The sequence below is a fragment of the Nocardia farcinica genome (assembly GCF_029867845.1).
Classification (GTDB): Bacteria; Actinomycetota; Actinomycetes; order Mycobacteriales; family Mycobacteriaceae; genus Nocardia; species Nocardia farcinica_A.
Genome location: NZ_JARWRU010000526.1, coordinates 1 through 4,930, shown reverse-complemented (window position 1 = coordinate 4,930; position 4,930 = coordinate 1). Strand labels below are relative to the sequence as shown.

General features: G+C 70.5%; 4 protein-coding genes and 1 pseudogene. 1 reads left to right on the top strand and 4 read right to left on the bottom strand.

From position 1 onward, the window contains the following. Positions 1 to 70: 70 nt before the first annotated feature. Entirely contained in the window at positions 71 to 958 is an 888-nt protein-coding gene (locus tag QH283_RS11365; RefSeq protein ID WP_086845938.1) for an HpcH/HpaI aldolase/citrate lyase family protein, read from the bottom strand. Next, positions 955 to 1,407, bottom strand: a complete 453-nt coding sequence (locus QH283_RS11360; protein WP_086845964.1) for a MaoC family dehydratase — start codon at positions 1,405 to 1,407, stop codon at positions 955 to 957. Before QH283_RS11360 ends, QH283_RS11365 begins: the two co-directional genes overlap by 4 nt. A 32-nt stretch (positions 1,408 to 1,439) precedes the next feature. Between QH283_RS11360 and QH283_RS11355 the strand changes: the two are divergent. Then, a pseudogene (locus QH283_RS11355) lies at positions 1,440 to 1,886 on the top strand (SDR family NAD(P)-dependent oxidoreductase); the annotation flags it as partial. A gap of 450 nt (positions 1,887 to 2,336) precedes the next feature. Here QH283_RS11355 and QH283_RS11350 read toward each other — a convergent pair. Both QH283_RS11350 and QH283_RS11345 read right to left on the bottom strand, forming a co-directional pair. Further along, the gene (locus QH283_RS11350) at positions 2,337 to 4,001 is read right to left on the bottom strand and encodes an AMP-binding protein (protein WP_280502972.1); all 1,665 of its coding nucleotides are present in this window, start codon (positions 3,999 to 4,001) and stop codon (positions 2,337 to 2,339) included. Then, positions 3,998 to 4,573, bottom strand: a complete 576-nt coding sequence (locus QH283_RS11345; protein ID WP_086845942.1) for a hypothetical protein — start codon at positions 4,571 to 4,573, stop codon at positions 3,998 to 4,000. Before QH283_RS11345 ends, QH283_RS11350 begins: the two co-directional genes overlap by 4 nt. Positions 4,574 to 4,930: the final 357 nt, after the last annotated feature.

Sequence of the window (4,930 nt, the reverse complement as noted above, 5' to 3'; positions counted from 1 at the left end):
CCCCCCCCCCCCCCTCTCCCCCCCCCGCCCCCCCCCCGCCTCTGTTCCAGACGAGAACTCCCCGGCTCGTTCAGCCGATCCGGCCGTTGGCCAGCGCCAGCACTCGCTGCGCTTGCTTCAGATGGGGCAGATCGAGCATCTTGCCGTCCAACGCCACCGTCCCGGCGCCGTCGGCGAAGGCGGTGATCACCCGGTGCGCGAATTCCACCTCGTCGGCGGACGGAGTGAAGGCGGCATTGATGGTGTCGACCTGAGCGGGGTGGATGGCGATCCGGCCGCTGAACCCCTCGGCCCTGGCCCGACGTGACGATTCGGCGAGCCCCTCCTCGTCGCGGATGTCGACGTACAGCGTTTCCACGGCTTCCACCTCTGCTGCCCGCGCCGCCATCAGGGTCAGCGAGCGCACCAGCTGGTAGGTCGTGGTCCACCGGCCGTCGGGTCCGGTGTTCCCGGACGCTCCGAGGGCAGCGCTGAGATCCTCCGCACCCCAGGTGAGCCCGTAGAGCCGGTCGAGTTGCGCGGCGGCGAAATCGCCGAGCCGGAACGGGGCCACCGGGGTCTCGGTGGCGACGGGCAGCACCCGCACGCCCCCGCCGACGAGACCGTTCGCCGCTTCGAGGACGTCGAGGTAGTGCTGCACGCGGAGCACATCCGCGGGTCCCTCGATCTTCGGGATCATGATCCCGGCGGGTGCGGCCGGCACGACAGCCGCCAGATCGGCCAGTGCGTGCTCGGTGCCGAGCGGATTCATCCGAACCCAGAGCTGCGGCGTCGAAGCGGTGCCATCCTGTGCCTGGATGAACTCCGATACCATTCGGCGCGCGAACGGTTTCCGGCTCGCACCGACAGCGTCCTCCAAATCGAGGATGACGGCATCGGCGGTGGAGTCGGCCACCTTGGCGAGCTTCTTCTCACTGTCACCGGGCACGAACAGGAACGAGCGGATCGGCGCGGTCATCGCGGCCGCTTCCGTTGCAGACCGGCCCGCTTGCACGAGGCGACGACCTCGCCGTGCTGATTGAACGCGCGATGCAGGAAGACGACGACGCCCTGGTCAGGGCGAGACTTCGATTCGCGCAGTTCCAGCACCTCGGTCTCCACCCGAATCGTGTCACCGTGGAACAGCGGCTTGGGGAAGCGCACCTCGTCCCAGCCCAGATTCGCGACGGCGGTACCGAGCGTGGTGTCACCGACCGAGATTCCCACCATGAGTCCGAGTGTGAACGCGCTGTTCACCACACGCTGCCCGAACTCGGTGCCTTTCATGTATTCCTCGTCGAGATGCAGCAACGCGGGGTTGTGCGTCATCGCCGTGAACAGCACGTTGTCGGTCTCGGTGACCGTTCGCCTGATGGGGTGATCGAATACCTGTCCCACTGTCAACTCGTCGAACCACACGCCGGCCAAATCCTCCACCTTTCCTTCGGTTCAGATTATTAATGGTACGACCATTTACAGATGGCCGTCAACGAAGTACTCGAAACGACCGACAGCGGGGCCGGCGCGCGGCAGGAAATGACCGCCTGCGGGCCCGAGCGCAGGCCGTCGAACAGCTCCGGCTGATCCGGCAGCACCGGCTCGCGGCCGCGGCGCGGGCGGTGGCACGCAACAACGCGGGCTACGGACTGTTCGGCACTGTGGAGGAGATCACCGAGCAGGAGCTGCGCGACCAGCTCGAGACCAACTTGTTCGGCGTCTTCCACGTCACCGGGGCCGTCCTGCCGGTCCTGCGTGAGCAGTCCTCGGGCCACATCATCCAGATCTCCACGATCGGCGGTATCGCGGCATTCCCATCGTTGGGCGGCTACCACGCCTCGAAGTGGGCGCTCGAAGGGCCGAGCGAGTCCCTGGCCCAAGAGGTCGCGGGGTTCGGGATCAAGGTCACCCTGGTCGAGCCGGGCGGCTTCGACACCGACTGGAGCGGTGCGTCCGCCGTCTTCGCAGAAGCCCAGCCGCAGTACGCCCCCGTGCACGAGGGCATGGCCGCTGCGCGAGCCGGCACCGTCAGCCCCAAGCCGACCGGATTCGGTTCCGCGATCCTGAAGATCGTCGACGCCGAGAAGGCACCACTGCGCGCATTCTTCGGGGAACAGACCCCTGGTGATCGCCTCGCACAACTACCAGCAACGCCTCGACGAGTGGGCGGCATGGGCCGAGGTGTCCCGCGAAGCCGAGGGAAAGTAGCCCTCTCCCCGGTCGGGAGCGCCCGAGATGCTCCCGACGTGCCGAGTCGCATAGCCCCGGGGTCCCGACCTGATCCGCGGCAGCCGAGCAGCACGGCGTCCCAGGGCCCGGATCGCGCTCGCCTCCAGACACGTGAGGTTCCCCGCAGACAGTCACACCGGTGTCGTGCCCGCCAGGTCGCCCGGCGAATCCGGTGTCCGATCCCCTGCCGCATCGAGCTCGGCGAGCCGCCCTGTGGTGATCTCCTCCCGCAGCCGGAACTTCTGGATCTTGCCCGACGGCGTCATCGGGAAGTCGTCGACGACGAACCAGCGCGCGGGCGATTTGTGCGCCGAGATCCGCTCGCGGCACCACGTCTTGAGCGCCACGGGGTCCGGGGCGGTGCCCGGGACACGGAGCCGGATGACGGCGCCGACCTGTTCGCCCCATTCCGGGTCGGGCACGCCGACCACCACCGCCTCTGCGATCTGAGGGTGCCCGAAGAGCAGCTCCTCGATCTCCCGGGGGGAGATATTGAGCCCGCCACGGATGATGGTGTCCTTCAACCGGCCGGTGATCCGCAGGAATCCGCGCTCGTCCATGACCCCCAGATCGCCCATGTGCAGCCAGCCGTCGGCGTCGATGGTCGCCGCGGTCTCCTCGGGTAGGTCGGAGTACTCCAGCATGTTCTGGTAGCCGCGACAGCAGATCTCGCCCTCCGCCCCGATCGCCACCACCTCGCCGCTGACCACGTCGATGATCTTGACCTCCAGCTCAGGCAGCGGCTGCCCGACCGTGACCGCCTGGTCGGCGGGGTCGTCGGTGACCCGGGTCTGGCTGATCACGCCGTGCATCTCGCTCTGCCCGAACAGGATGGTGAACTGGCAGTCCAGTTCGGTCACGACCTGCTCGACCAGGGCCTGCGGCACGGTCGCCGCCCCGGAGAGCACCGTCACCAGGCTCGACAAGTCACGCGAGCGGCGCTCGGGGTGGTCGAGCAGCGCGATCAGCATGGTCGGCACCATGAGCGAGTGGGTGCCGCGGTAGCGCTCGATCATCTCCAGCATCAGCCCGGCGTCGAAACCGGGCAGCACGACGTAGGTTCCGTTGGCGGTGATGGTGCCGAGCTCGGTCACCGCGCCGCCACCGATGTGGTAAAGCGGCATGGCGTTGACGCAGACCACCCGCTCGCCGGCGCCGGCGCGCTCGAACACGAAGGTCGCCTCGTTCACGATCCCCTTGTGGTGCAGCACCGCACCCTTCGGGAAACCGGTCGTGCCCGAGGTGTACTGGATCTGCACCGGTGCGGTCGGCGCCACCTCGGGCAGCGGGCCGGGGGTGGCCTCCGCGACGAAGTCGGCGACGGCACCGAACGGGACCACCGTGCGCAGCTCGGGCAACGACAGCCGGATCTCGGCCAGGATCGCGGTCAGATCCGCGCCGCGGTACTCCTCGGCGTGGAACAGCCCGACCGTGCGCGACTGGCGCAGGATGTAGGCGAGTTCGCTCGCGCGGTAGGCCGGGTTCACGCCGACCAGGACCAGCCCTGCCATCGCGACCGCCTGCTGCAGCACGACCCAGCGGGCGCTGTTCGGCGCCCAGATCGCGATGCGTTCGCCCGGTGCGAAGTGCGCCGTCAGCGCGCGGGCCGTCCGCTCGACCTCGGCGAGCAATTCGGCGTAGGTCCATTCGGTGCGCGCGGCGGGGTCCGGGTCGCCGTCGACCAGAGCCACCCGGTCCGGGACGGCGGCGGCAGCAGCGCGGAGCAGATCTCCGACGGAGATGTCCCTGACACCCGAGCTGCGGGTGGCGGGCCAGAAGGATTGCGTGAGTGTCATGGTGCGGTTCGCTCTCGGTCGTTCGGTACGGGGTGGTGCGGTGGTTCGCCGCCGGTTGCTGCCAGCACGGCTTCGGCGATTTCCTGATCTGCTGCCGGGGTGTGGAGCGCGGCGCCGACGGCATGCACCTCGATGCCGCAGGGCCGCGCGGTGGGCGCGAGCGTCCGGACGACGGCGAGCGCCGCTGCGGCAGCGCCTGCGGCGACCGCGACGATCGTGCCGCCGCCCGCGTCCCGCATCGCGAGAAGCAGTATGGTGGCGAGCGTGCCTGAGGTGGCGAATTCGTCGCCGGGGAGCAGGACCGCGATGTCCGGCGGCCCCAGTGCCGCGGTCAGCTCGGTGAGCGCCCTCGATAGCCCGGCCGCGTCGCCCGGGGCTGCGTCCGCCGCCAGCGACCACACCCCGAGCGCACTCGCGCGGATCCGCTCTGCCGAGCGCGCACCCGCGCCGGGATCGGAGCCGATCAGCCCGATGCGCTGGGTGCCCGCCCGGACGAACTCACGCGCCACCGCGAAGCCGAGCGCCGGTGCGCCGCCCACCAGGTAGACCGTCGCGTCCCGCGGCGGCGTCACGACCGGTCCCCCGACCGAGCGCCGGGCGCTACCGCAACGCCCGCGATCAGGCGGTCACCGGTCGGCGTTGCCCCGTCGTCGTCGGTCGCGACCCGGCGGCTACCGGTTCGGGCTCCCGTGCCGGGGCCGCTCGGCGCTCGCAGCGCGATCGGCACCGGGCCGCTGCCGTCGCATGCGGCGCAGTGCGGCACCCCGGCCGCGCCCGCGGTGTCCGGAGCAGGCAGCTCCTCCGGTAGTGGGGGCGCGCGCGCACCCCCGCCCGCATCCACCGCCCGCCACCCCGCCCCCGAGGCGCCCGCCCTCAGCGGGGGGGCGCGCGGGGAGGCCACGCCCCGCCGCGCCGCCGCCAGGCAGGCC